The following is a 22,753-nucleotide window of genomic DNA, read 5'->3' on the forward strand; positions in this document are numbered from 1 at the left end:
TGGGTCGGATCAGAAGCCTGCCCGCACCGCCCGGATCGCCTTGACGATCGACAATTCGCGATTCTCCTCGACCGCATTGTCGTCCTCGTGATGCCAGGACGCCGACAGGCATCCATAGGCAATGGCATGATCGAGGATAGCGGTCGGTGTCTGGCTCAGTGTTCTGGCAAAGATCTCGGCCATATCAGCGATCCGCTCCGGATCGAGGCAGAGATCGTCCCGGTCGAGCGGGTTGTAGAACATGTTCGCCGCGTCGAAGCCGGGATCGCCGAGCACGCCCTTCGGATCGATCGCCAGCCAGCCGCGCGGCCCGTGCAGGATGTTTTCGTGATGCAGATCGCCATGCAGGGGCCTGATGTCTTGCGGATCGGCCAGCAGCCGCTCGGCGATGACGGCTGCCTCGACATAGAGGCTGTCAAGGCCGGCGTCGCGATCGGTATTCGCCTTGTCGAACAGGCTGGCGAAGCGTTCCCGGAGCGGCTGAAGCTCGGACGGGTAGGGGGCTTTCCCCCGTGAAAACAGTTTTGCCATCACCTCCGCCGCGATTGCGGTCGCGGCAAAGTCGCCCTGTTCGTCGAGAACCTGCTGCAGCAGGGTTTCACCGGCATATTCGAGCAGCATGCTGTGGCCGTCGCGGCCGAGCAGACGCACCGCGCCTTCGCCGCGCCGCCAGGCGAGATAGTGCTCTCCGCGCAACTCGTCGGCGACGTCATCGAAAGGCTTCAGCGCCTTGACGATCGCCGGCGATCCGTCTTCGCGCAAAACCTTCCAGATGCGGCTCGAAAAGGTCTCGGCAATAAGTTCGGGCGCGCTGACTTTCCAGCGCGCCGGAAAGGCTGGCGTGTCCATCAGAGGCCGAGCATCAGATCCATGTTCTGGACGGCGGCCCCCGAGGCGCCCTTGCCGAGATTGTCGTAGACCGCCAGCAGCAGGGCCTGCGCCCGTTTGTCGTTGGCGAAGACATAGACCTTCATCCGGTTGGTGCCGTTGTAGATCTCCGGATCGATCTCCGGCATGCGCTCCGAATGCGCATAGGGCGCCACCTCGACCACACCGCCCTTGATGGCGGCGAAATGGTCGGCAATCGCCGCATGCAGCTCCGCACCGGTCGGCACATGGTCGAGGCCGCCGAGTTGCAATGGCACCACGGTGATCATGCCTTGCGCGAAATTGCCGACCGCCGGCTGCATGATCGGATCATGCGACAGCCTTGCATAGGCCCTCAATTCCGGCACGTGCTTGTGCTGCAGGGTGAGGCCGTAAGGCAGGAATTCCGAGGCGTCCTCGCCCTTGGCGACGTAGTCCTCGATCATCGGCCGTCCGCCGCCGGAATAGCCCGAAATGCCGTTGACGGTGATCGGAAAATCGGCCGGCAGCAGGCCTGCTGTGACCAGCGGCCGCAGCGTCGCGATCGGTCCCTGCGGCCAGCAGCCTGGGTTGGCGACGCGCTTTGCCGAGGCAATCGCCTTTGCCTGGTCCTTGTCCATCTCGGCGAAACCATACGCCCAGCCCTCCGCCACGCGATGCGCGGTCGACGCATCGATGACCCTGGTGGTGTCGTTGGCGATCAGCGAGACGCTTTCCTTCGCCGCGTCGTCGGGCAGGCACAGGATAGCGACATCGGCGGCATTGAGGAACTCGGCACGTGCCGCCGTTTCCTTGCGACGCTCGGTGGGGATGGAAATGATCTCCAGATCACCGCGCTCGGCAAGCAGCGCCCTGATCTGCAGGCCGGTGGTGCCGTGTTCGCCGTCGATGAAGATTTTCGGTTTCATGGGTTGTTCAAATTCCCTGAGTTTTCAAGACTATATGCCCTGGCCTTGAATCACTGCGGCACCATTGTGATTGCCGTTGTTCAGCTCTTCAAGCCGGGCTTTCCGTTCAGCGAGCAGACCGAGATATTGCATGGCCACCATCGAGCCGGCGATTGCCGTTATATCGGCGTGATCATAGGCCGGCGCAACCTCTACGACATCGGCGCCGACAATATCGATCTGGTTGAGCTGGCGCAGCGTCGACAGGATCTTGGCCGAGGACGGCCCGCCGGCAACCGGCGTGCCTGTGCCGGGCGCATAGGCCGGATCGAGGCAGTCGATGTCGAAGGTGAGATAGGTCTTTTTGCCGCCGGTGCGGTCGACAATGGCGTAGGCAATGTCGGACGCCCGCATCTCCTCGATTTCATGGCCATGGAGGATCTTGATGCCGAACGTGTCGGGCGCATGGGTGCGGATGCCGATCTGGATCGACCGGTCGGGATCGATGATGCCTTCCTTGACGGCGCGACCGACGAAGGAGCCGTGGTCGATGCGCTTGCCGTCGTCCGGCCAGGTGTCCTGGTGGGCGTCGAACTGCACCAAAGCGAGCGGACCATGGATGGCGGCATGCGCCTTGAGCAGTGGCCAGGTGACGAAATGATCGCCGCCGAGCGTCAACAGGAAGGCGCCTGATTTGAGGATCTTCGCCGCTTCGCGCTCGATCGTGCCGGGCGTCTTCTGATGGTTGCCCGAATCGAGCAGGCAATCGCCATAATCGACGACCGCCAAATGCTCGAACAGATCGCGTGAAAAGGGATATTGCGGGTCGTTGTCGAGGATCGCCGAGGCACGGCGGATCGCCTGCGGCCCGAAGCGGGCGCCAGGCCGGTTGGTGACGGCGGCATCGAAGGGAATACCCCACACCACCGCATCCGCGCCCTTCACGTCCTTGGTGTATTTGCGCCGCATGAACGACAGCGCGCCGGAATAGGTCGGCTCGAACGCGGCGCCCGTTTTGGAACGGGCGGTGAAGGCGTTGTCGATGGTGTGGTTCGCCATTACGGATCCTCGTTTTTCATCGGGTTGCAACAACTACAGAACCGGCACGGAAGATGCCAGTCATAGCTTGGCGAGACGGAATGGCGCTGCCCGAGTGCCACGGCAAGACAGGATTGTATCATCATGACGCAGACCGCGTTTCTCAACCCCACCCGTGCCGCGGCGTCGACCCACACCGGCACGGTCGCCGGCGAACGCTTCCTGGTCCTCGATTCGTGGCGCGGCATCTGCGCGCTTCTGGTGGCGCTGTTTCACTTTCCTACCGGTTCGACGATTTCGCGAAGCGCCTTCATCGGTTCGTCCTACCTGTTCGTCGATTTCTTCTTCGTCCTTTCCGGCTTCGTCATCGCCAGCAGCTACGGCGATCGGCTCAACCAACCGGGACAGGTCGCGCGTTTCGCCCTGGTCCGTTTCGGCCGCATCTACCCGCTGCATCTGCTCATGCTTGCCGCCTTCGCCGGTTTCGAGCTGCTGCGGCTGATGCTGCCGCAATTGCACGGCACGGGGGCTGCCCCCTTCACCGGCGGCTTCGACCTCAACAGCCTGCTTGCCAATCTCCTTCTGCTGCAGGGTGTCGGCTTCGAGGATCAATTGACCTGGAATGCGCCGAGCTGGAGCATTTCGGCCGAGTTCTTCGCCTATCTCCTGTTTGCCGGCGTGGTCTTCGTCGCCGGCGCGCGCGCCTGGATATGGTTCGTCGCGACCGCCGTCACTGCGCCGCTGTTCCTGCTCGGCTTCTCGACCCATCATATGGATGTGTCCTTCGATTTCGGCTTCATCCGTTGCCTGTACGGCTTCTCGCTCGGCGCCTTGCTGGCCTGGTTTCAGCATGATTCCATTGCAGGGGCGCGACAGGCTCTCGCCAGGGGCGGCCCGCGCATGGACTGGACCCTTGCCGAAATCGTCATGGTGGCCGTCATCGTGCTTTTCGTTTCGCTGGCGGGCGACAATGACTTCGGCATCGCGGCACCCCTGGTGTTCGCGCTGGCGCTGTTTCTGTTCGCCCATGAGGGTGGCTGGATCAGCGCCTTGCTCAGAGCCCCGTTCATGCTGACGCTTGGCGCGCTGTCCTATTCGATCTACATGGTCCACATCTTCGTCCAGGCGCGCCTGATCAACGTCGCGGGGCTCGTCGAGCGCAAGCTCGGCCTTGGCCTGATCGGCGACTTCATGCTGCGCGGCCAGCCTGCCACCGGCTTCGGTGCCGGCTGGACGGGGGCGGTGGCGATCGTCGTCATGCTCGCCGCTACCATTGCCGCCTCCTGGATCACCTGGCGTTTCGTCGAGATGCCGGCCATGGCGTGGTTCCGCAGGCTCTCGAAACGCATCTGACGCACCTGCTGCGAGTATTCCGCTAGCCGGCTTCGTTCACCCAGATGTCACGGGCGTCGCCTATCCGGGTGTCGATCCGGCAAGGAGCGATTCTCGATGCGGACCATCTGGCTGAGTTTTCTGCTTTACACGGCCGTGGCAGCCGCCTCTGGCCAGGCCTTGGCCGGCGAGACCCGCGCCAGACAGATCCTCGACCGCTTCGAGCATGCCAACCAATGGCGCGATCACGTCATGGTGGCTGCGCATCGCGCCGGCAGCATGCAGGCCGGCAAGACGCTCTACGCGGAAAATTCGATTGCCGCCGTGGAGGGCTCGATCGCCATGGGCGCCGAAATCGTCGAGGTCGACATCAGGCGCTCGAAGGACGGCGAGTTGGTGGTCATGCATGACAGCTGGCTCGACCGCACCACGACCTGCAAGGGCGAGGTGGTCATGTACACGCTGGCCGAACTGAAGACATGCCGGCTGGTGGTCGAGGGCACCGGTGCGGCGACAAGTGAAACAGTCTCGACGCTGCACGAGATGCTGATGGCGACCAGAAACCGCATCCTCATCAACCTCGACAACAAGCTCGACGTCGGCGCCCTCCCGGGCATGATTGCGGTCGCTCGCGATCTCGGCATGGCCGAACAGGTCATCGTCAAGGAGAACCTGTGGAATTCACAACGGATTTCCACGGTCAAGGCCGCCATGGAGACCATTGGCGGCGGCTTCCAGTTCATGCCGATCATCGCTGATGACGCGGTGCATGACGCCGGTTTCGCCGGGACGGTCGACCGCGCCTTCTCGCCGCGCGCGATCGAGTTGATCAACTGGCGGGCAGGCGCCGAGACGCTGACCGAGACGGGCGGGCCGCTGTTCAGCACGCGCATGCGCGCGGCCGCTGTGAGGGGCAACTGGCACATCTGGGCCGACACCTACGCCATCGCCAACAAACCGGGCGGCTTCCTCGCCGGCGGCCGCGGCGACGAACTGGCGGTGCAGGCCAGCCTGCCGCGCGAAAGCTGGGGTTTCTGGGCCGATCGCGGCGCCACCATCATCCAGACCGACGAGCCGAAGGCGGCAATCGACTGGCTGGCCGCGAATGGTTTTCGCGTGCCTTATGCCGACGAGGCGCGGCCGGTTGAGCCGGCGAATACGGCGAGCATCAATTAAGCGGCGGCTGACGCTGCCAATCTCCCTCACGAGGGGGAGATTGGCTAGCTTCAAGCCGCTAGCGCCACGCCGTCCAGTTCGCTGAGCGCATGCTGTGGCAATTCCAGTTCAGCCGCAGCGAGGTTCTCCCTGAGATGCCCGACCGACGATGTGCCGGGGATCAGCAGGATGTTGGGCGCGCGGCGCAGCAGCCAGGCGAGCGCGACCTGCATTGGCGTGGCGCCGAGGCGCGCCGCGATTTCCGACAGGGTGGAGGATTGCAGCGGGTTGAAGCCGCCGAGCGGGAAGAACGGCACATAGGCGATGCCATCGCGGGCAAGATCGTCGATCAGGGCATCGTCGCCGCGATGCGCCAGATTGTACTGGTTCTGCACGCAGACGATCTCGGCGATCCCCCGTCCTTGCGCGATCTGCGCCGGCGTCACGTTGCTCAGCCCGATGTGCCTGACCAGACCCTGTTGTTGGAGCTCGGCCAGCACGGTGAGCGGCGCTTCGATCGATCCCTCGGCGGGGCCATGGGTATCGAACATGATGCGTAGGTTGACGACGTCGAGCACCTCGAGCCCGAGATTGCTGAGATTGTCGTGTACCGCCTGGGTGAGCGCTTCCGCGGAAAAGGCCGGCAGCCACGATCCATCCGCGCCGCGCCGGGCACCGATCTTGGTGACGATGACGAGATCTTGGGGGTAGGGCGCCAGCGCCTCGCGGATCAGCCGGTTGGTGACGTGCGGACCGTAGAAGTCGCTGGTATCGATATGGTCGACGCCTTGCGCAATCGCCTCGCGCAGCACGGCCAATGCCGCGTCATGATCCTTGGGCGGCCCGAACACGCCGGGTCCCGCGAGTTGCATGGCACCGTAGCCGAGCCGCTTCACGGTGCGGCTGCCAAGCTTGAAGGTGGCGGGGGCGAAGGTGCCGGATTGTTGGATGTTGGACATGATTGATCTCCTTGAGGAGGCAGAGATAGGCGCTGCCCAACCTCGTGATAATCCGGTACAATCCACACAGGCCGTGCGGAATGGCGAACAATGATGGACCTCAGCGATCTGAATGCTTTCGTGGCGGTGGCGCGCGCCGGCGGCTTTCGCGACGGCGCGCGTGCGAGCGGCGGCAGCGCCTCCGGCCTGAGTGAGGCGGTGCGTCGCCTGGAAGTGCAGCTCGGTGTCAGGCTGTTCAACCGCACGACGCGCAGCGTTGTCCCGACCGAGGCGGGCCTCAGCCTGCTGGAGCGGCTCGGCCCGGCGCTGTCGGAGGTGGAGGCGGCGCTGGACGTGGTGAACGGTTTTCGCGACAGGCCGGCTGGCTCGTTGCGTCTCAACGTGCCGGTCAGTGCTGCGCGGCTGATATTGCCCGACATCGTCCCTGGTTTCCTCGCCGCCTATCCCGGTATCCGGCTGGAGGTGATCGCCGACGAGAACTTGGTCGACGTGCTGGCGGCCGGCTGTGACGCCGGCATCCGCTATGACGAGCGGCTGGAACAGGACATGATCGCGGTGCCGATCGGACCGCGCGTGCAGCGTTTCGCCACCGCCGCCAGCCCTGCCTATCTTGCTCGCCATGGGCGCCCGCAACACCCGAGCGACCTGCTTGGCCACTCCTGCGTGCGTGGGCGCTTTGCCAGCGGTGCGATGCTGCCGTGGGAATTCGAGCGAGACGGCGAGGTGGTGCGGGTCGATCCGACAGGCCCCTTGATCGTGCGGATCGGCGGGGCGACGGATCTTGCCGTCGACGCGGCTATTGCCGGCACCGGCATCATCGGCCTCTTCGAGGGCTGGCTGCGCCCTTACTTCGACAGCGGCGCTCTTGAGTCCGTGCTCGAACCGTGGTGGCAGAGTTTTCCCGGACCGTTTCTCTATTATCCCGGCCGGCGCCTGGTTCCGGCCCCGCTGCGGGCGTTCATCGACTATATCAAGGGCAGCAAGGCCTGACCTGTTTCCGGCGCCATCACCCCACCCGGCGCTCCGCGCCGACCTCCCCATTGGGGGAGGTAGGGCGCCGCGCTCTTCTAGCTCCCCTCGATGGGAAGGTCGCGCCGTAGGCGTGGGTGGGGTGACTGCCGAGCCGCAAACAAAAAGGCCGCCCGGAGGCGGCCTTTTCGATTGTCTGAAGCTGCGAAGTGCTTAGCGCTTGGAAAACTGGAAGCTACGACGGGCCTTGGCCTTGCCGTACTTCTTGCGCTCGACGACGCGGCTGTCGCGGGTCAGGAAGCCGCCCTTCTTGAGCACGGCGCGCAGCGTCGGCTCGTAGTAGGTCAGCGCCTTGGAGATGCCGTGACGCACGGCGCCAGCCTGGCCGGAGAGACCGCCGCCGACGACTGTCGCGACGATGTCGTACTGGCCGGCGCGGTTGGAGGCGATGATCGGCTGGTTGAGGATCATCTGCAGGACCGGACGCGCGAAATAGGTCGCGAATTCCTTGTCGTTGACGATGATCTTGCCGGAACCCGGCTTCACCCAGACGCGCGCAATGGCGTTCTTGCGCTTGCCGGTGGCATAGGCGCGGCCCGACTTGTCGAGCTTCTGGACGTGGACGGGGGCCGCCGGCTGGGTATTGGTGTTGCCGGTGGCGGCGCCCAGTTCTGCGAGCGAGGAAAGCTCAGCCATCTTATGCGACCTTCTTGTTCTTGGCGTTCAGCTTGGCCACGTCGAGCACGACGGGCTGCTGGGCGACATGCGGATGCTCGGCGCCTGCATAGACGCGCAGGTTCTTCATCTGGCGACGGCCGAGCGGGCCACGCGGGACCATGCGCTCAACGGCCTTCTCGACGACACGCTCGGGGAAACGACCCTCGAGCAGCTGGCGCGCGGTGCGCTCCTTGATGCCGCCTGGGTGGCCGGTGTGCCAGTAATAGACCTTGTCGGTGAATTTCTTGCCGGTGAACACCACCTTGTCGGCATTGATGACGATGACGTTGTCGCCGTCGTCGACGTGCGGGGTGAAGGTCGGCTTGTGCTTGCCGCGGAGATGATTGGCGATGACAGTGGCCAGACGACCGACGACGAGACCTTCGGCGTCGATCAGGATCCACTTCTTCACCACATCCGCAGGCTTCTGCGAAAAGGTTGTCATGTTTTCTGCTCTCGGTTTTGACCTTCATAAGAGAAGGCGTTTCTTGTTGCTTGGATTGGCGAAAGGCGCTTGCCCGCCGCCAATAACAAAACGGCGGCCTTTGCGGGCCGCTGCTTCGTGGAGGCTTATAGGCGAGGGTGGTGACCGCGTCAAGGCGAACGAAAAGGTAGATATCAGGTAAAATGTAGCAAAAACAATAGCTTGGACAAAAGGTATTATTTTACCACATCACCATTCCGCTTCGGCGGGATCGAATAGGTGCCGGTGGCATGCGCCACCGTGTGTCCGTCTGGGCCGGCAACGATGTCGATGTCGAACACCATCAGGCTCTTTCCCAGCTTCAGGATGCGGCAATGGCCGTCGATCGGTCCTGCCTCGGCCTTGCGCACGAAATTGATGTCGAGGTTGACGGTGACCGAAAGCGCATCCGGCCCGGCATGGCTGAGCACGCAGACGTAGCCGCCAATGTCGGCCAGCGTGAACAGCGAGGGGCCGGACACCGTGCCGCCGGGACGCAAATGCCGTTCGCCGGCGTTGAGCCGCACGGTGCAGCCGCCCGGGAACACGTCGATCGCCTCGAAATATTTGAACTGCTCATTGAGCTGCGGATAGACGGTTTCCATCAGCGCATTGACTTGTTGCGCGGTCAGCACGGGCTTGAGGTTGGTCTGAGCGGGCATGTCTTAGTCTCTCGCTTTGCGCCAGGCCTGTATGAGCGCAGCGCGGCATTTCTGACAACCTTCGTCCCTTGGCGCAAGCGATCGGTGTTGGACGAAACCTGATCCGGTATTAGATAGTCTGGCAGCCCCAGCGGAATCGCGGAGAACCTTATCCATGGCCGAAATCCTTGCCATCAAGCCTGCCGCCGTTGAGGGTCCGGTGGTTGCACAACTGGACAAGGGCGTGCTGCGCCTCACACTCGCTAATCCGCCTGCCAACGCGCTGTCGCTGGCGGTGATGGCGGCGCTGACGGCCGAACTCGAGCGCGCCAGGGCCGACAAGGCCGTTCGCGTCATCGTCTTGTCGGCTGCCGGCAAGGTGTTCTGCGCCGGCCACGATCTCAAGGAAATGACCGCGCGCCGCACTGACGCCGATCATGGCAAGGCCTTTTTCGCAGAGACGTTTGCAGCTTGTGCGACGCTGATGCAGGCGATCGTGTGTCATCCAGTGCCTGTCATCGCCGAGGTTGACGGCCTGGCCACCGCCGCCGGGCTGCAACTGGTCGCCAGCTGCGACCTGGCGATCGCTTCGCATGAGGCGACCTTCTGTACGCCGGGTGTCAACATCGGCCTGTTCTGCTCGACGCCGATGGTGGCGCTGTCGCGCAACGTCTCGCGCAAGCATGCGATGGAGATGCTGTTGACCGGCGAGACAATCGATGCGGCAACCGCCAAGGAATTCGGCCTGGTCAACCGCGTCGTGCCGCGTGAATACCTGAATCAGATCGTCACCAAATACGCGCAAACCATTGCTTCCAAATCATCTTTGGTGGTCAAGACGGGCAAGGAGGCGTTTTACGCGCAGGCCGAAATGGGGCTGGCGGATGCTTACACCTATACCGGCCGGATCATGGTCGAAAACATGCTCGCGCGCGACGCCGAGGAAGGCATCGGCGCCTTCATCGGCAAGCGCAAGCCGGAATGGACGGACGAATAGGAGCAGCACCATGGAGCCGCGAATCTCTATCATTACCATCGCCACCGATGATCTGGACCGCGCGGTGCGCTTTTACGAGGCTATGGGCTTGAAGCGGCATGCCGGTATCACCGACGGTGTCGCCTTCTTCCAGATGGGCGGCGTCATTCTTGGTCTGTTCCCACGTGCCAGCGCAGAAGAGGATTCCGGCATCGCCTTCGCCGCGGCGCCATCGGCGGTCTACCTCGCCTACAACACCCGCTCCGACGCCGAAGTCGACGACGTGCTCGCCAGGGCGGAAAAAGCCGGCGGCCGCATCGTCAAGCCGGCCGGCCGCGCCTTCTGGGGCGGCTGGTACGGCTACTTCGCCGACGCCGACGGGCATGTCTGGGAAGTGGCGCACAATCCGGCCTTTCCGATCGCCGAAGACGGCACGATTTCGCTACCTGGCTGATGGCCCATCGCAAGCAGCTGACGCGGCTCAAGGCTCCCTATCTGAAGCGCATCCTGCTCGATGCCGTGCGGGTCGAGGATTGGGAAAAATATCCATGGAACCTGCCGCTGTTTCGCGGCCACGACTTCGAACTCGAATTCACCACGCCGATCACCATCATCGTCGGCGAGAACGGCACCGGCAAATCGACGCTGCTCGAGGCGATCGGTGCGCTGGCCGGCTATGACGAAGCCGGTGGCGGCAAGGGATATAGGCCGGTCGACCATTCCAGCGCCATCGACAAGAGCGGTGCTGCGCTGGCAAACACGTTCCGTGGCCACTGGCTGCCGAAAGTCACTGCCGGCTGGTTCTTTCGTGCCGAATCCTTCTACTCCGTGGCCCGATATCTCGATCAGGCGGCACTGGAAGACCCTTTCAGGCCCCCGCCGCCGGACTTCCTGTCCTGGTCGCATGGCGAGGGCTTCATCCGTTTTTTCGAGGAGCGCTGCCGCAGGCAAGGCATCTACATCCTCGACGAACCCGAAAGCGCACTGTCGCCGACGCGACAGATCGAGCTGCTCAAGATGCTGCGGCGCATGGACCAGTCGGGCACCGCGCAAGTGATCATGGCGACGCATTCGCCGCTGCTGATGGCTTGTCCTGGCGCGCGGCTGTTCCGCATCAGCCGCTTCGGGCTCGATCCCACGGATTTCAGCGATACCGATCATTTTCGCATGATGCGCGACTTCTGCACCGATCCGCAGGCCTTTATGGAGGAAGCACTGCGGGAGGATGACGCGTGAGCGCCGGCGATGATGACCTCAATTGGCGCGTCGAGCAGGCGTGCCGCGAAGGCTGGCCGGCGGCGACCGAGACGGTGGTTGATGGCTGGCTTCTACGGCGATCGGGCGGACGGATCCGGCGCACCAATTCGGCCAATCCCTTGCGCGGTAAGCGGGGCGTGCCTGATGCGGTCGTCGACGCCGCCGAGTCCTTCTACATCGGCCACGGCCAGACGCCCTTGTTTCGGGTTCCCGGCATCGCCGGCGAGCTCGAAGCCGCTCTCGACCATCGTGGCTACCAGCCGGAAGGCGGCACGATCCATCTCCATGCCGGGATCGGCGACCTGGCTGAAGTTCGCGATGAGCAGGTCACCGTTTTGAAGGTGCCGGGCGAGGACTGGCTCGCGGCGCGGTTCCGCATGGGAGCCTTTGACGAAGCCGACCGCCGCATCTTTCGCGAGATGACCGGGCTGATCGTCGGCGATCGGGCGTTCGTATCCTGTGACCGCGACAGCCAAATTGCCGCCCTGGCCTATGGTGTCATCCGCAATGGCCTGCTTGTGGTGGAATCGGTTGAAACCGATGGCCGTTTCAGGCAGCAAGGCCTGGGCCGCAAGACCATCGGCGGCCTCATCGGCTGGGCGCGGCGGGCAGGGGCTCACGCCGCATGCTTGCAGGTGGTGGCCGACAACACACCGGCCCGCGCACTCTATGCCTCGCTTGGGTTCAGCCGTGAACTTTACCGATACCACTACCGTAGGAAGCCGCATGAACCACGATAGCTACGACAACACTTACATTGCCGGCATCCTCAATTCGGTGAAGACCATCGCCATGGTCGGCGCGTCCGCCAATGATGTGCGGCCAAGCTATTTCGTGCTGAAATATCTGCTGGCCAAGGGATTTTCGGTGTTTCCGATCAATCCTGGCCAGGCCGGCAAGGAGATCCTCGGCCGGATGACCTATGCGAGGCTCGCCGATATTCCAGAGCCGATCGACATGGTCGACATTTTTCGCGCGCCGGCGGCAGTGCCCGGCATCGTTGACGAGGCACTGCGGCTTGATCCCTTGCCGAAAGTGATCTGGATGCAGCTTGGCGTGCGCCATGACGAGGCCGCCACCCGCGCCGAGGCCGCCGGCATAAAGGTGGTGATGAACCGCTGCCCCAAGATCGAATATGGCAAGCTGTCCGGCGAGATCGGTTGGACCGGCGTCAATTCCGGCGTGCTGTCGTCGAAGAAGCCGCTGATGCGGTCGGGATTCCAGAGTTTTGGCGTGCGGCAGAAGTAGTGCACGTCGCTCAAAAGTGCGCAGCGGTTTTGGGATAACGACGTGCACCAAAAGCAAGGCCTGACGCGCGATGCGCCTTAGGCGCAAAATTATTCCTTAGGCCAGCGCATTTTCTCGGGCCTCGGCCGCAGATCGCTAGCCGAAGGGTATTTTCTTCTTTGCATTCGCGCTCATGCTTCGCCAAGAATGCCCGGCGATTTCAAGAGTTTCAAAAGGGAGGTTTTCAGTGACCCGCACGCCAGGTTTCAACACGCTCGCCGTCCACGCCGGTGCCAAGCCCGATCCGGCGACCGGCGCGCGCGCCACGCCGATCTACCAGACGACCTCCTTCGTCTTCGACGATGCAGACCATGCCGCGTCGCTGTTCGGGCTGAAGGCCTTCGGCAACATCTACACCCGCATCATGAACCCGACCCAGGCGGTGCTGGAAGAGCGCATGGCGGCCCTTGAAGGTGGCACGGCGGCACTCGCGGTCGCCTCCGGCCATGCGGCGCAGGTGATCGTGTTCCACAATCTGATGCAGCCGGGCGACAATTTCGTCGCGGCCAACAAGCTTTACGGCGGTTCGATCAACCAATTCGGCCATGCCTTCAAGAATTATGGCTGGGAGGTGCGATGGGCCGACACCAACGATATCTCGACCTTCGAAAGCCAGATCGACGACAGGACCAAGGCGATCTTCATCGAAAGCCTCGCCAATCCGGGCGGCACCTTCGTCGACATCGAGAAGATCGGCGACATCGCGCGCAAGCACGGCCTGCCGCTGATCGTCGACAACACACTGGCCTCGCCCTACCTCATCCGGCCGATCGAGCATGGCGCCGACATCGTCGTCCATTCGCTGACCAAATTCATCGGCGGTCACGGCAATTCGATCGGCGGCGCCATCGTCGACGGCGGCACCTTCGACTGGTCGAAATCGGGCAAATACCCGATGCTGTCGGAACCGCGCCCCGAATATGGTGGTCTTGTCCTGCACGAAACCTTCGGCAATTTCGCCTTCGCCATTGCCGCGCGCGTGCTCGGCCTGCGCGATCTCGGCCCGGCGATCTCCCCGTTCAACGCCTTCCTCATCCTGACCGGCCTGGAAACCCTGCCGCTGCGCATGCAGCGCCACTGTGACAATGCCGTGACGGTTGCCGCCTGGCTGTCCAACCACCCCAAGGTCGCATCGGTGAATTACCCCGGCCTGCCCTCAGACAAGAACAACGCGCTGCAGAAGAAGTACTCACCGCTTGGCGCCGGCGCCGTGTTCACCTTCGCGCTGAAGGGCGGCTATGACGCGGGCGTCAAATTCGTCGAGGCGCTCGAGCTGTTCTCGCACCTCGCCAATGTCGGCGACACCAAGTCGCTGGTCATCCACCCGGCCTCGACCACGCACCGCCAGCTTTCCGACGAGCAGAAGGTCAAGGCCGGCGCAGGACCGGACACGGTGCGGCTTTCGATCGGCATCGAGGACGTCAACGACATCGTCGCCGACCTCGAACAGGCTCTAGCCAAGGTCTGACCGATCATGAGCGAGTCAAACTTTCTTTCCATCGGCGTCGACGCTGTCGACGCCGAACAGGGTGCACCGGCGCCCGACCGGCTGATCTCGGGCGATCCCAAATTCCGCACCTGGAATGTCGAGGAGCGCGACGGCGGCCTCTATGCCGGCATATGGGAATCGACCCCGGGCAAATGGCGCATCGTCTATGACGAGTGGGAGTTCTGCCACATCCTGTCCGGCGTTTCGGTGATCGCGGAGGACGGTGGGCAAGCGCGCACCGTCAAGACCAGCGACAGCTTTGTGCTGAAGCCCGGCTTCAAGGGCAGCTGGGAAGTGCTTGAAACGACTCGCAAGGAGTATGTGATCAAGCTTTGATCTCGCGTCGCCATGATGCTCGCGATCGGGGGGACAAACCGCTGTCCTGCCGAGCTATTTCAGAGGCAGAAAGAGTTCAACGACCACTTCGCGTAGCGGGCCCTCCGGGAAGTGGGACAGATGTCGTTGGCAATAGATCGGAAAGTCGCGTGCTTCCTCGCCGCTGGCCGGAAGCCATTCACGATAAAGATAAAGTGCTGCGGGTTCGAGATTGTTGGTATTGCCAGGGTAGCGCAGCACCGCGCAGCGCCCGCCGGGGATCACGCCAGCCTTCATCTGCGCGTCATTCGCCTCGATCGGCCGGTCGGTCCCGGCACAAATGTCCATGCTGTAGTCAGCCGGGACCGCGGGCTCCCTTTCGGAACGGAAGACGTTGAAGGTCGGGCTTGTCTCGGGCGACAAGCCCGCGGCCTTGCGCCAGGCGATGAACCGCTGGATGGTGTCCTGGAGCGTCGCCCGGTCTCCGCGGTGCTCCATGATCGCCACCGGCGTCGGGGGCACATCGCGGATCGTCACGTCGTCGTGTTCAAAGATTATCTGCATAAGCGTGTTCCTTGCTTTTTCGAGGGGCCCGAAGGCCATGAGCCACGACCCCCAGTCGGGAGACTTCCGGAACGACGACGGCGATTGTCCGAACCGTTGCCGAAAGGCGCGGGCGAAGGCATCCGGCGCGTCGTAACCGGCATCCATGGCTATGTCGGTGACGCTTTGGGCGTCACTTTCGGCAAGTCTGTACGAAGCACGCTTCATGCGGGCGAGCTGGACATAGCGATGCACGGACACCCCGAAGGTGGACGTGAACTGCCGGTGGAAATGATATTTCGAGAACGCCGCGACACCGCTCAACGCCTCCAGCCCCAGATCGTCATCCAGATGCTGGTCTATATGGTCTAGCACCCGCTGCATTCGGGCTTGGTAGTTTTCAAGTGCGGCCTTCAACGTCTCTTTCTCCGTGACGACACCAGTTAGGCCTTTCCGGATATATCGCGCTCGACCGATCTTGCGATTTGGCATGGATCGACAGGGGCTGCCAGCAACGGCCTTCAGGCTCTCCCCCAAGCTTGTGCTGCCTGCGTATGACTATTTCGCTGGAACTGGCTGAGACAGCTTCCGGTGCCTTGTCGTGGAAGGGCATCGTGGGCGGTCCGGTGAGCCGACCTTGTGGTTGCTGCTGGCGCTATGGCTGGAATAGGCCGGCGCCCAAATCCGCGCTTCGTCAAAAGCCGACGGCGAGCCTTTCCAGCCCATGGAAGTGGTAAGTGTCGCGGAAGCTTGGCCTTTCGGCAAGATGCAGCTTCGGGTGCCGTTCGAACAGGGTTTTCAGCGACACCTGCAATTCTAGCCTGGCCAGCGGCGCGCCGATGCAGAAATGGATGCCGGCGCCGAATGACACGTTCTTCTGGTCCGGACGATCGGGCCGGAAAGCTTGCGGTTCGGCGAAGGCGCGCGGGTCATGATTGGCCATGCCCAGCAGCAGCCCGATCGTCTGGCCCGGCTGCACGACAATGCCAGGCGCGACTTCGATCTCCTGGTAGGCATAGCGCGTGAACATGTGCAGCGGCGCGTCGAAGCGCAGGCATTCCTCGACCGTTGCCGCGGTCGCTTCGGGTGAGCCGAAGAAGCGGCTGACATCGCCGCCTTGCATAAGGATCGAACGGACAGCGTTGCCGGTCTGATGCACTGTCGCTTCATGACCGGCATTGAGCAGCAGGATCGCCGAGGACACCATCTCGTCCTCCGACAGCTTTTTGCCGTCCTCCTGCGCCGAGATCAGCAGCGACAGCAGGTCGTCGCCAGGGTTCTTGCGTCGCTCGGTGACATGGAAACGCAGGAAATCGGCAAATTCGCCCGCGGCGCGGTTGGCCGTCTCTTCGATCGCGCGCGTGCGGCCATGCATGTACATGGCAACCATCTGGTGCGACCAGTCGAGCAGTTGCGGCCCCATGTCGACCGGCACACCGAGCATTTCGGCAATGATGGTGATCGGCAAGGGCGCCGCGAAGGCAGGCAACAGGTCGACCGTCTTGCCTGGTTCGAAACGGTCGATCAGCTCGTTGGCCAAAGCCTCGACACGCGGCCGCAGCCGTTCGACCTGACGCGAGACGAAGGCGCGGTTGACCAGTGTTCTCAGCCGCGTGTGCACCGGCGGCTCCAGTTCCAGCATCGAATTGGCTTCGACGCCGTCGAAGGCCCTGAGATGGCTGCGGTCCTGTCCGATGCCGCGACTGTGTGGAATGCCGGCCGGATTCTGGCGGCCGAAACGGCGGTCGCGCAGCAGCCGGTTGACGTCGTCGAAACCGCCAAAGCACCAGAAGCCGAATTCTTCCCAGAAGAATGCATTCGATACGCCGTGGAGGAAAGCATAGGCATCATAAGGGTTTTGAAAAAAAGCCGGCTCGTGCGGGTCGAGCCGCAGATGTCGAGTGGCTGGATCAAAGGCCAGGGCGGGTGGCGTCAATTTGCTCATGCCAGACCAATAGCGCGGCTTGCCAGCCTGATTCCAGACCGTATGTTGGCGCCCGCAATCCAATACGTTGAGCCAGCCGACCGGCTGCGGAAAGTCTGATTTGATGAAGGTGATCGTTGTCGGTGCGGGTATTGTCGGCCTCTCGACGGCGTGGTCGCTGGTCAAGGCGGGTCACAGCGTTTCGATCGTCGAGCAGGGGCCGATCCCGAACCCGCTGGCCGCGTCGGGCGACCATCATCGCATCATCCGCCGCGCCTATCGCGCGGGGACCGGCTACGGCCGGCTGATCACCGAAGCCTACCAGGCCTGGGACGAGATGTGGGCCGATCTCGGCGAAAGCCACCTCGATCCCAGAGGATTTGTCTGCATTTCGCGCGAGCCCGGCGACGAGGCCGAGGAATATCGCGAGGGCCTGGAAGAAGGCAATTTTCCGTTCGAACTGCTGGAGCCCGATGCAGCCGTGAAACGCTGGCCGTTTCTGGAAGCCGGCTCGTTTCGCTACGCCTATTTCTCGACCGAAGGCGGCGCCCTGCATTGCCGCAAGATCGCGTCCGGCCTGGCAAAGTGGCTGCGCGCCAACGGCGCCAATGTCTACGAAAACAGCAAGGTGGTCGAGGTCGACGCCGAAGCCGGCCACATCGTGCTCGAAAGCGGCTCGACGATGCAGGCCGACCGCATCGTCGTCGCCGCCGGCGCCTGGGTGCTAAAACTGTTTCCAGAACTGGATGGAGAATTGAAGACCTATCGAACCGCACTTGCCTATGTCGAACCGCCGGCCGACCTCAAGGCGGCCTGGCAGGCGGCACCGGTCGTGCTCGATGTCGGCGGCGCGATCGACGGCTATGTGATCCCGCCCTCCGGCGGCGCCGGCATGAAGTTCGGGTCCGGGCTGCACAAGGTGCCGACCAGCGACGCCGATTGGAACCGCGAGCCGGTGGCGGGCGAGGGCGAGGCGATCCGCAACCTGTTTTCGCCGCCGATCGCCCGCATCGAAGAGTATCAGGTGACCGAAGTCGTCACCTGCGCCTACACTTTCACATCAGACGAAAAATTCATGGCGCATGAAAAGGGCAAATGCCTTGTTGTCTCGGCATGCTCCGGCCACGGCTACAAGTTCGGCGCTGCGGTCGGCAGGCGCGTTGCCGCTGCTGTCGGCGATGGGGATATCGCCGGTCTGAAGGCATGGCTGCGGGCGGAGGTCGCCTGAAACACGAGGCCAAATCCGCAGCGGTTCAATGATTGAGTTCGTCTGCGGCGGCAATGACTTCGGACACAATCGCCCGCACGTCATCCAAGGTCGTCCTGTGATTGACGAAACACGCCCGCAGCGCGAACTGACCGCTGATCGTTGCATTCGACAGATACACGCGGCCGCGCGCGATCACGCGGCGCAGGATCGCTTCGTTGTCCTTAGAGCGGTGACGGAAACAGACCGCGCTTAGCGATACCGGCGCAAGCTGCTCAAGCTCCGGCTGTGAAGCGATTGCCTGTACCAGCATCTGGGCATGGTAGAGATCGCGCGCGATGGCTTCGCGATAGGCACGGCGCCCGTGATACTGCAGCGACATCCAGAGCTTCAGCGCACGGAAGCGCCGAGACAGTTCGATCGACTCTTCAAAGAATGCAAATGCTTCCGTTGGGTCTTCGCTCAATATCCTGACGTAGTCGTCGCTGTGCGAGAAAGTCGTGCGCGCAATGTCTGGGTTGCGATTGAGCAGGCAGCCGCAATCGAGTGGCTGATAGAGCCATTTGTGCGCATCGAGCGACAGCGAATCCGCCAAAGACAGTCCCTGGAACTTTTCCGGGACGGTCAGGGCCGCCAGTCCCCCATAGGCCCCATCGACATGCATCCACAACGCTTCCCTGCGGGCAATGTCTGCGATTTCGGGAAGGGGATCGATCGCACCGGAGATGATGGTGCCGGCCGTGGCCACGATGGCGATGGGCATGTTGCCGATGCCGCGGTCGGCTGCAATAGCTGCCTGGAGGGCATCCGTCCGCATCCTGAATTTGTCGTCGACAGGGATCAAACGGAGATTTTTTCTACCGATCCCCAACAGCGCGACGGCCTTGGGAATGGACATGTGCACTTGCTCGGAAGCATAGATCACGCACGGTCGCACGCCTGTTTCGTTGGCTGGCAGCTTCGCTTCCCGCGCCATCGCCAGGGCCATGAGGTTCGCCGTCGAGCCGCCGCCGCACAGGCTGCCTGTAAATCCGGGGCAACCGACAGCCTCCGCCAACCATTCGACGACGGCGCGTTCGATCGATGTCGCAGCCGGTGCCGAGCGCCACGACGTCACATTCTGATTGAGCACCGCAGCCAGCAATTCCCCCAGCGCGCCGATCGGTTCGCCGGAGCCGACGACATAACCGAAGAACCTGCCGGTTGAAGGCCGCACATGCTCCGCTATCGACTTGAAATCCTGCAAGACTTCCCGACCACGACCGCTCTCCTGCCAAGGCCGCGAGAAGAGTTCCGTCGTCTGTTTGCCGCTGGTCGTGGGATACGTCCGACGTTCCTCGAGGGAGGCCCAATAAGCTTTGGCAAGCGCCAAGGCTTCTTCGGCAAGGTCTGACAATTCCTGATTGGAAATTTCCAGGTCGCGCATGCCCTCAGCCCAACGGAGATCCGCTGCGAAGCAGGGTACGCCATGCGCGCTAATCCTGGCAATGCCTGGGAATATGCACCCGCCGCCAACTGGATGAGCCTTCCCGGACCAACACACGACGCGCGACGGCCTGGTAGGAGGCGGGGACATCGATGACGCGCCTTTGTTCCGGCCGCACCAGCACCTCCTCGGCGATGCTGTCATATTGTGCGGGAATGACGACGCGCCGCGTGCGTTCTGGCCGGATCACGACGGTCTCTGCGACGCGTTCGTAGCGCGCCTTGTGCCATACCTTGCACAGCACCTTGCGGCCATGGATGACGCGCCATTCCCAGGAATAGCCGCCGCCATCGACCCGGACCGTACGATAGACGGTGCGGGTGACGGCCGGTACGATCTGGTAGGTCACTTGCGCCGGAACGGTCATCACGACGCGCTCGCGCGTGCCAAAGATAGGGGCGATATAGTCGACCTGCTGACCGGGCGGACTGATCATCACGTCTTCATAGACCGTGTCATAGACGGCCGGACTGCGGACCGGCTCATAACATTCGACGGCGCGGCCGCCGGCCGCCGTCTGCGAAATCGTGCCGAGCACGGTCAGGCCGGCAATGGTGAAGCATGCGGTTTTCCCGGGCATGACACTCCCCCTGTTGAACTCTATGCATAAGTTCAACGTTGAATTGTAGAGGAAGCCGTCTCGGAAAAAAGCGGTTTCGGCGCATTTCGTTAAGTGACGCGGTTAAGAAACTGCTACGTTGCGGGGCCGGCGATGCGGCTCCGGACCCGCGGAAGCATCCGCCGCCGCGAATCCTTGGTCAGAAAGCTTGATTCGACTTACCCAGATGGCTAGGAGGGGTCGGCCTTGCACAAGGACGAGCCGGCATCCTATTTACGGAATAACGATCCAGAACCGATTCTGCCCGATCTGCCGGCATTCCCGGCGCCGGAATCCCACCGCGAGATAAGAGATACCTGATGAAGAACCCCGTCGAAACCTACATGAACCTCGTTCCGATGGTGGTCGAACAGACCAATCGCGGCGAGCGGGCCTACGACATTTTCTCGCGCCTCCTCAAGGAGCGCATCATTTTCATCACCGGTCCGGTCGAGGACGGCATGGCGACGCTGGTCTGCGCGCAGCTTTTGTTCCTCGAAGCTGAGAATCCGAAGAAGGAAATCAACCTCTACATCAATTCGCCGGGCGGCGTCGTCACCTCGGGCATGGCGATCTACGACACCATGCAGTTCATCAAGCCGGCCGTGTCGACGCTCTGCATCGGCCAGGCGGCTTCGATGGGTTCGCTGCTCCTGACTGCCGGTCACAAGGACATGCGCTTTGCCACGCCGAACGCCCGCATCATGGTTCACCAGCCTTCCGGCGGCTTTCAGGGCCAGGCGTCCGACATCGAGCGCCATGCCCTGGATATCATCAAGCTGAAGCGTCGCCTCAACGAGGTCTACGTCAAGCACACCGGCAAGAGCTATGAAGAGATCGAGAAAACGCTCGACCGCGACCATTTCATGACCGCCGACGAAGCCAAGGATTTCGGCCTCATCGACAAGGTCATTTCGTCGCGCGAGGCGGCCGAAGGGGCGCTGGCATAAAGGCAAGTTGGCAGTTGGATGGCACCATCACGCGCTTTTGGCGCGTCTTGCGGCATTTCGGCCACAATTGGCTGTTCCCTCGGGGGACAGGATTGCCTACGTTAAGGCTATGTTGAGTTTCGGCGGCTTAGCTTTATGCGGGGTTGTCGCGAATCATTGCCACGTTTTCTGATTTGTGTTTCGTACGGAATGCGTTGCGGGAGCCGGGACACACTGGCGGCGGCGGATTCCCGCGATAGATAGAGTATGCGCCCTTTCAGCCAGACCATCGGCGGGCGGCCATGAAAGGACATGAAAATGAGCAAGGTCGGCAACAACAGCGGCGATTCCAAGAACACGCTTTACTGCTCGTTTTGCGGCAAAAGCCAGCACGAAGTGCGCAAGCTGATCGCCGGTCCGACGGTCTTCATCTGCGACGAGTGCGTCGAGCTCTGCATGGACATCATCCGTGAAGAGAACAAGACCTCGATGGTGAAGTCGCGCGAAGGCGTGCCGACACCGCAGGAGATCCTCAAGGTTCTCGACGACTATGTCATCGGTCAGCCCTACGCCAAGCGCGTGCTGTCGGTGGCGGTCCACAATCACTACAAGCGCCTCGCGCATGCCGGCAAGAACAACGATGTCGAACTGGCGAAGTCCAACATCCTTTTGATCGGCCCGACCGGTTGCGGCAAGACGCTGCTCGCGCAGACGCTGGCCCGCATCATCGACGTGCCGTTCACCATGGCTGACGCGACGACGCTGACCGAAGCCGGCTATGTCGGCGAGGACGTCGAAAACATCATCCTGAAGCTGTTGCAGTCGGCCGACTACAATGTCGAGCGCGCCCAGCGCGGCATCGTCTACATCGACGAAATCGACAAGATTTCGCGCAAGTCGGACAATCCCTCGATCACCCGCGACGTGTCGGGCGAGGGCGTGCAGCAGGCGCTCTTGAAGATCATGGAAGGCACCGTCGCCTCCGTGCCGCCACAGGGCGGCAGGAAGCACCCGCAGCAGGAATTCCTGCAGGTCGACACAGCCAACATCCTGTTCATCTGCGGCGGCGCCTTCGCCGGGCTGGACAAGATCATCTCGGATCGCGGCCGCAAGACGTCGATCGGCTTCGGCGCGGTCGTCGCTTCGCCGGAGGATCGCCGCACTGGCGATGTTTTCCGCCTGGTCGAGCCCGAGGATCTGTTGAAGTTCGGTCTTATCCCTGAGTTTGTCGGCCGTCTGCCGGTCCTGGCGACGCTGGAAGACCTCGACGAACCGGCGCTGATCCAGATCCTGACCGAGCCGAAGAACGCGCTGGTCAAGCAGTATCAGCGGCTGTTCGAGATGGAAAATGTCGACCTGACCTTCCATGAGAACGCTCTTTCGGCGATCGCCAAGCGCGCTATTGAGCGCAAGACCGGCGCGCGCGGCCTGCGTTCGATCATGGAGGCGATCCTGCTCGACACGATGTTCGAGCTTCCCGCACTCGAAGGCGTGCGCGAAGTGGTGATTTCGGAGGAGGTGGTGACCGGCAGTGCCCGGCCGCTCTACATCTACTCCGAGCAGAAGGAAAAGAAGGGCAATGTCAGCGCCTGACATGAGCCCGCAGCGAAATTCTGAAACGGCGCCGCAAGGCGCCGTTTTGCTGTCGCACAGCGGTTTGCGCGGCGTACGGGCTTGGCGTCGCAAATGTGTCACTCGCGGACGGGTTGGGAGT

The 22,753-nt window shown here is 62.7% G+C and carries 24 protein-coding genes; 13 read left to right on the forward strand and 11 right to left on the reverse strand.

From position 1 onward, the window contains the following. Positions 1–9: 9 nt before the first annotated feature. Genes AC0L2D_RS13940 through speB form a run of 3 tightly spaced genes read right to left on the reverse strand, consistent with a single transcriptional unit; the run spans position 10 to position 2,813 of the window. On the reverse strand, positions 10–852 hold the full coding sequence (locus AC0L2D_RS13940; protein ID WP_473541446.1) for an aminoglycoside phosphotransferase family protein: 843 nt from the start codon (positions 850–852) through the stop codon (positions 10–12). Further along, positions 849–1,775, reverse strand: coding sequence for an N-acetyl-gamma-glutamyl-phosphate reductase (gene argC / locus AC0L2D_RS13945; protein ID WP_013532212.1), 927 nt, complete (start codon positions 1,773–1,775; stop codon positions 849–851). Before argC ends, AC0L2D_RS13940 begins: the two co-directional genes overlap by 4 nt. Positions 1,776–1,805: 30 nt before the next feature. Continuing rightward, positions 1,806–2,813 (reverse strand): agmatinase, encoded by a 1,008-nt coding sequence (gene speB / locus AC0L2D_RS13950; RefSeq protein ID WP_013532211.1) that lies wholly within the window; start codon positions 2,811–2,813, stop codon positions 1,806–1,808. Between the two features lie 123 nt (positions 2,814–2,936). Here speB and AC0L2D_RS13955 point away from each other — a divergent pair, with 123 nt between their 5' ends. Both AC0L2D_RS13955 and AC0L2D_RS13960 read left to right on the forward strand, forming a co-directional pair. Next, positions 2,937–4,145 carry an acyltransferase family protein gene (locus tag AC0L2D_RS13955; protein WP_473541354.1) on the forward strand — a complete coding sequence of 403 codons (1,209 nt, stop codon included), beginning with the start codon at positions 2,937–2,939 and terminating at the stop codon, positions 4,143–4,145. Between the two features lie 96 nt (positions 4,146–4,241). Further along, on the forward strand, positions 4,242–5,300 hold the full coding sequence (locus tag AC0L2D_RS13960) for a glycerophosphodiester phosphodiesterase family protein (protein ID WP_473541355.1): 1,059 nt from the start codon (positions 4,242–4,244) through the stop codon (positions 5,298–5,300). A 50-nt stretch (positions 5,301–5,350) separates the two neighbouring features. On the opposite strand, the gene AC0L2D_RS13965 is transcribed toward AC0L2D_RS13960, so the two are convergent. Continuing rightward, positions 5,351–6,238 carry an aldo/keto reductase family oxidoreductase gene (locus AC0L2D_RS13965; protein ID WP_473541356.1) on the reverse strand — a complete coding sequence of 296 codons (888 nt, stop codon included), beginning with the start codon at positions 6,236–6,238 and terminating at the stop codon, positions 5,351–5,353. Between the two features lie 90 nt (positions 6,239–6,328). On the opposite strand from AC0L2D_RS13965, the gene AC0L2D_RS13970 reads away from it, so the two are divergent. Continuing rightward, positions 6,329–7,228, forward strand: coding sequence for a LysR family transcriptional regulator (locus AC0L2D_RS13970; protein ID WP_473541357.1), 900 nt, complete (start codon positions 6,329–6,331; stop codon positions 7,226–7,228). Positions 7,229–7,420: 192 nt separating this feature from the next. Here the strand turns inward: AC0L2D_RS13970 and rpsI are convergent, their stop codons facing one another. The 3 genes from rpsI to AC0L2D_RS13985 form a co-directional block, all read right to left on the reverse strand. Continuing rightward, on the reverse strand, positions 7,421–7,903 hold the full coding sequence (rpsI, locus tag AC0L2D_RS13975) for a 30S ribosomal protein S9 (RefSeq protein ID WP_023810272.1): 483 nt from the start codon (positions 7,901–7,903) through the stop codon (positions 7,421–7,423). A gap of 1 nt (position 7,904) precedes the next feature. After that, complete coding sequence (gene rplM / locus AC0L2D_RS13980) at positions 7,905–8,369, reverse strand: 50S ribosomal protein L13 (RefSeq protein ID WP_013532205.1); 465 nt, start codon at positions 8,367–8,369, stop codon at positions 7,905–7,907. 215 nt (positions 8,370–8,584) lie between these two features. Continuing rightward, positions 8,585–9,049, reverse strand: coding sequence for a PaaI family thioesterase (locus AC0L2D_RS13985; protein WP_027162402.1), 465 nt, complete (start codon positions 9,047–9,049; stop codon positions 8,585–8,587). A 154-nt stretch (positions 9,050–9,203) separates the two neighbouring features. Between AC0L2D_RS13985 and AC0L2D_RS13990 the strand changes: the two genes are divergently transcribed. The 7 genes from AC0L2D_RS13990 (at position 9,204) to AC0L2D_RS14020 (ending at position 14,373) form a co-directional block, all read left to right on the forward strand. Next, on the forward strand, positions 9,204–10,025 hold the full coding sequence (locus AC0L2D_RS13990; RefSeq protein ID WP_224672966.1) for an enoyl-CoA hydratase: 822 nt from the start codon (positions 9,204–9,206) through the stop codon (positions 10,023–10,025). A gap of 10 nt (positions 10,026–10,035) precedes the next feature. Beyond that, the gene (locus AC0L2D_RS13995) at positions 10,036–10,458 is read left to right on the forward strand and encodes a VOC family protein (RefSeq protein ID WP_027162400.1); all 423 of its coding nucleotides are present in this window, start codon (positions 10,036–10,038) and stop codon (positions 10,456–10,458) included. Next, positions 10,458–11,240 carry an AAA family ATPase gene (locus AC0L2D_RS14000; RefSeq protein ID WP_013532201.1) on the forward strand — a complete coding sequence of 261 codons (783 nt, stop codon included), beginning with the start codon at positions 10,458–10,460 and terminating at the stop codon, positions 11,238–11,240. The genes AC0L2D_RS13995 and AC0L2D_RS14000 overlap by 1 nt, the downstream gene beginning before the upstream one ends. Beyond that, complete coding sequence (locus tag AC0L2D_RS14005) at positions 11,237–12,001, forward strand: GNAT family N-acetyltransferase (RefSeq protein WP_473541358.1); 765 nt, start codon at positions 11,237–11,239, stop codon at positions 11,999–12,001. Before AC0L2D_RS14000 ends, AC0L2D_RS14005 begins: the two co-directional genes overlap by 4 nt. Further along, a complete protein-coding gene (locus tag AC0L2D_RS14010) occupies positions 11,988–12,509 on the forward strand; it encodes a CoA-binding protein (RefSeq protein WP_473541359.1) in 522 nt (173 codons plus the stop codon). The genes AC0L2D_RS14005 and AC0L2D_RS14010 overlap by 14 nt, the downstream gene beginning before the upstream one ends. Positions 12,510–12,735: 226 nt before the next feature. After that, positions 12,736–14,016 carry an O-acetylhomoserine aminocarboxypropyltransferase gene (locus tag AC0L2D_RS14015; protein WP_024504598.1) on the forward strand — a complete coding sequence of 427 codons (1,281 nt, stop codon included), beginning with the start codon at positions 12,736–12,738 and terminating at the stop codon, positions 14,014–14,016. 6 nt (positions 14,017–14,022) lie between these two features. Beyond that, positions 14,023–14,373: a cupin domain-containing protein gene (locus tag AC0L2D_RS14020; RefSeq protein WP_473541360.1), complete on the forward strand. Its 351-nt coding sequence runs from the start codon at positions 14,023–14,025 to the stop codon at positions 14,371–14,373. Between the two features lie 54 nt (positions 14,374–14,427). Here AC0L2D_RS14020 and AC0L2D_RS14025 read toward each other — a convergent pair whose 3' ends face one another. Both AC0L2D_RS14025 and AC0L2D_RS14030 read right to left on the reverse strand, forming a co-directional pair. Next, a complete protein-coding gene (locus AC0L2D_RS14025) occupies positions 14,428–15,312 on the reverse strand; it encodes an AraC family transcriptional regulator (protein ID WP_063173648.1) in 885 nt (294 codons plus the stop codon). A gap of 277 nt (positions 15,313–15,589) precedes the next feature. After that, entirely contained in the window at positions 15,590–16,840 is a 1,251-nt protein-coding gene (locus AC0L2D_RS14030) for a cytochrome P450 (RefSeq protein WP_473541361.1), read from the reverse strand. A gap of 103 nt (positions 16,841–16,943) precedes the next feature. On the opposite strand from AC0L2D_RS14030, the gene AC0L2D_RS14035 reads away from it, so the two are divergent. Further along, positions 16,944–18,047, forward strand: a complete 1,104-nt coding sequence (locus AC0L2D_RS14035; protein WP_224672960.1) for an NAD(P)/FAD-dependent oxidoreductase — start codon at positions 16,944–16,946, stop codon at positions 18,045–18,047. Between the two features lie 25 nt (positions 18,048–18,072). On the opposite strand, the gene AC0L2D_RS14040 is transcribed toward AC0L2D_RS14035, so the two are convergent. Together AC0L2D_RS14040 and AC0L2D_RS14045 are read right to left on the reverse strand one after the other, a co-directional pair. Next, on the reverse strand, positions 18,073–19,452 hold the full coding sequence (locus AC0L2D_RS14040; RefSeq protein ID WP_473541362.1) for a pyridoxal phosphate-dependent decarboxylase family protein: 1,380 nt from the start codon (positions 19,450–19,452) through the stop codon (positions 18,073–18,075). A 49-nt stretch (positions 19,453–19,501) separates the two neighbouring features. After that, positions 19,502–20,092, reverse strand: coding sequence for a hypothetical protein (locus AC0L2D_RS14045; RefSeq protein ID WP_473541363.1), 591 nt, complete (start codon positions 20,090–20,092; stop codon positions 19,502–19,504). A 338-nt stretch (positions 20,093–20,430) separates the two neighbouring features. Between AC0L2D_RS14045 and clpP the strand changes: the two genes are divergently transcribed. After that, the gene (clpP, locus tag AC0L2D_RS14050; RefSeq protein ID WP_013532191.1) at positions 20,431–21,060 is read left to right on the forward strand and encodes an ATP-dependent Clp endopeptidase proteolytic subunit ClpP; all 630 of its coding nucleotides are present in this window, start codon (positions 20,431–20,433) and stop codon (positions 21,058–21,060) included. 297 nt (positions 21,061–21,357) lie between these two features. Then, complete coding sequence (gene clpX, locus AC0L2D_RS14055) at positions 21,358–22,632, forward strand: ATP-dependent Clp protease ATP-binding subunit ClpX (RefSeq protein WP_013532190.1); 1,275 nt, start codon at positions 21,358–21,360, stop codon at positions 22,630–22,632. Positions 22,633–22,753 lie beyond the last annotated feature (121 nt).

This window comes from Mesorhizobium sp. WSM4833 (genome assembly GCF_055811095.1).

Bases quoted from the DNA above. Each gene is read 5' to 3' on its own strand.
- clpP (WP_013532191.1), top strand. From the start codon at position 20,431: ATGAAGAACCCCGTCGAAACCTACATGAACCTCGTTCCGATGGTGGTC.
- AC0L2D_RS13970 (WP_473541357.1), top strand. From the start codon at position 6,329: ATGATGGACCTCAGCGATCTGAATGCTTTCGTGGCGGTGGCGCGCGCC.
- rpsI (WP_023810272.1), bottom strand. From the start codon at position 7,903: ATGGCTGAGCTTTCCTCGCTCGCAGAACTGGGCGCCGCCACCGGCAAC.
- argC (WP_013532212.1), bottom strand. From the start codon at position 1,775: ATGAAACCGAAAATCTTCATCGACGGCGAACACGGCACCACCGGCCTG.
- AC0L2D_RS13995 (WP_027162400.1), top strand. From the start codon at position 10,036: ATGGAGCCGCGAATCTCTATCATTACCATCGCCACCGATGATCTGGAC.
- AC0L2D_RS14000 (WP_013532201.1), top strand. From the start codon at position 10,458: ATGGCCCATCGCAAGCAGCTGACGCGGCTCAAGGCTCCCTATCTGAAG.
- AC0L2D_RS13955 (WP_473541354.1), top strand. From the start codon at position 2,937: ATGACGCAGACCGCGTTTCTCAACCCCACCCGTGCCGCGGCGTCGACC.
- AC0L2D_RS13990 (WP_224672966.1), top strand. From the start codon at position 9,204: ATGGCCGAAATCCTTGCCATCAAGCCTGCCGCCGTTGAGGGTCCGGTG.
- AC0L2D_RS14030 (WP_473541361.1), bottom strand. From the start codon at position 16,840: ATGAGCAAATTGACGCCACCCGCCCTGGCCTTTGATCCAGCCACTCGA.
- AC0L2D_RS13960 (WP_473541355.1), top strand. From the start codon at position 4,242: ATGCGGACCATCTGGCTGAGTTTTCTGCTTTACACGGCCGTGGCAGCC.
- clpX (WP_013532190.1), top strand. From the start codon at position 21,358: ATGAGCAAGGTCGGCAACAACAGCGGCGATTCCAAGAACACGCTTTAC.
- AC0L2D_RS14040 (WP_473541362.1), bottom strand. From the start codon at position 19,452: ATGCGCGACCTGGAAATTTCCAATCAGGAATTGTCAGACCTTGCCGAA.
- speB (WP_013532211.1), bottom strand. From the start codon at position 2,813: ATGGCGAACCACACCATCGACAACGCCTTCACCGCCCGTTCCAAAACG.
- AC0L2D_RS14035 (WP_224672960.1), top strand. From the start codon at position 16,944: ATGAAGGTGATCGTTGTCGGTGCGGGTATTGTCGGCCTCTCGACGGCG.
- AC0L2D_RS14045 (WP_473541363.1), bottom strand. From the start codon at position 20,092: ATGCCCGGGAAAACCGCATGCTTCACCATTGCCGGCCTGACCGTGCTC.
- AC0L2D_RS14010 (WP_473541359.1), top strand. From the start codon at position 11,988: ATGAACCACGATAGCTACGACAACACTTACATTGCCGGCATCCTCAAT.
- rplM (WP_013532205.1), bottom strand. From the start codon at position 8,369: ATGACAACCTTTTCGCAGAAGCCTGCGGATGTGGTGAAGAAGTGGATC.
- AC0L2D_RS14020 (WP_473541360.1), top strand. From the start codon at position 14,023: ATGAGCGAGTCAAACTTTCTTTCCATCGGCGTCGACGCTGTCGACGCC.
- AC0L2D_RS13965 (WP_473541356.1), bottom strand. From the start codon at position 6,238: ATGTCCAACATCCAACAATCCGGCACCTTCGCCCCCGCCACCTTCAAG.
- AC0L2D_RS13985 (WP_027162402.1), bottom strand. From the start codon at position 9,049: ATGCCCGCTCAGACCAACCTCAAGCCCGTGCTGACCGCGCAACAAGTC.